Origin of the sequence: Streptomyces sp. NPDC059037 (assembly GCF_042740015.1) — a bacterium.
Lineage (GTDB): Bacteria > Actinomycetota > Actinomycetes > Streptomycetales > Streptomycetaceae > Streptomyces.
Window position 1 is genome coordinate 1 of sequence record NZ_JBHYIG010000431.1, and the last position, 1705, is coordinate 1705.

The window sequence follows — 1705 nt, forward strand, 5'->3', positions numbered from 1 at the left end:
ACACCCTCCGTGCTTGTGGTGCCTGTTTTTTTTTTAAACCCCCCCGCGCGGGGTGCGCCCCGGCGGGGCCCCCCCCCCCACCGCCATGAATCAGCCAACTCGGGAGGCTCGGGTCGCGGCGCCTTTTGCGTAGCAAGCGCGTTCTGACCTGCGGGGGAGCTGGGTTACGCCCGAGTGAAGGGGGTGCGAATCAGGGCGGGCTTGCGGTTTGCGCGGGGCGGGTGCGTTGTGATTCTGCGGGTCCGATGTGGCTGGGCGCGCAGTTCCCCGCGCCCCTTCGGGGCGCGCCCCCCGGGGCCCTTCAGACCCCCTTCGCCCGCACCGCCGTCACCGCCTTCCGCGCCGCCACCAGGATCGGGTCCCACACCGGTGAGAACGGTGGGGCGTAACCGAGGTCGAGTGCGGTCATCTGTTCCACCGTCATCCGTGCTGTCAGGGCCACCGCCGCGATGTCGACGCGCTTGGCGGCGCCCTCGCGGCCCACGATCTGGACGCCGAGCAGCCGGCCCGTGCCCCGTTCGGCGAGCATCTTCACCGTCATCACGGCCGCTCCGGGGTAGTAGCCCGCCCGGCTCGTCGACTCGATGGTCACCGTCACGTGCTGCAGGCCCGCGGCCCGCGCGTCCTTCTCGCGCAGGCCCGTGCGGGCGATCTCCAGGTCGCAGACCTTGCTGACCGCCGTGCCGACGACACCGGGGAACGTCGCGTAACTCCCGCCCACGTTCGAGCCGATGACCTGGCCGTGCTTGTTGGCGTGCGTGCCGAGCGCGATATGGCGTTCGCGGCCCGAGACCAGGTCGAGCACCTCCACGCAGTCGCCGCCCGCCCAGATGCCGTCGTGGCCGCGTACGCGCATCGCCAGGTCGGTGAGCAGCCCGCCGTGCTCGCCGAGCGGCAGGCCCGCGGCGCGGGCGAGTTCCGTCTCGGGGCGCACGCCGATGCCGAGCACCACCACGTCCGCCGGATACTCGGTGTCCTCCGTGGCCACCGCCCTGACCCGGCCGTCCTCACCGGTGAGGATCTTGGTGACCTCGGAGTCGTTCACCATCTCGATGCCCATCCCCGACATCGCCTCGTGGACCAGGCGGCCCATGTCCGGGTCGAGCGTCGACATCGGCTCCGCGCCGCGGTTGACGACGGTGACCTCGTAGCGGCGCTGGATCAGCGCCTCGGCCATCTCGACGCCGATGTAGCCCGCGCCGATGACGACCGCCCTGCGGCCCGGCGTCTCGGCGAGCGTGTCCAGGAGCGCCTGGCCGTCGTCGAGGGTCTGCACGCCGTGCACTCCGGGGGCGTCGATGCCGGGCAGCGACGGGCGGACCGGACGGGCGCCGGTGCCGATCACGAGCTTGTCGTACGCCGTCCAGTCCTCGGCCCCGGATTCGAGGTCGCGGGTGCGCACGCGGCGCCCCGCCGGATCGATCTCCATGACCTCCGTACGCATCCGCAGGTCGATGTCGCGCGCCCGGTGTTCCTCCGGCGTACGCGCGATCAGCTCGTCCCGCGACGGGACGTCGCCGCCCACCCAGTAGGGGATGCCGCAGGCCGAGTACGAGGTGAAGTGACCGCGCTCGAAAGCGACGATCTCCAGCTCGTCCGGGCCCTTGAGCCTGCGTGCCTGCGACGCGGCGGACAAGCCCCCCCCGTCGCCCCCCCTGACCACAACTCGCACACACGTGCGGCTCCAAACGACACCCAACCGCCC

At 71.9% G+C, this 1705-nt stretch carries 1 protein-coding gene; it reads right to left on the reverse strand.

Features of this window, described 5'->3' with window-relative positions; translation table 11 throughout:
• Positions 1 to 301: 301 nt before the first annotated feature.
• A complete protein-coding gene (locus ACFWY6_RS43910) occupies positions 302 to 1699 on the reverse strand; it encodes an FAD-dependent oxidoreductase (RefSeq protein WP_384703086.1) in 1398 nt (465 codons plus the stop codon).
• Between the last annotated feature and the right edge of the window lie 6 nt (positions 1700 to 1705).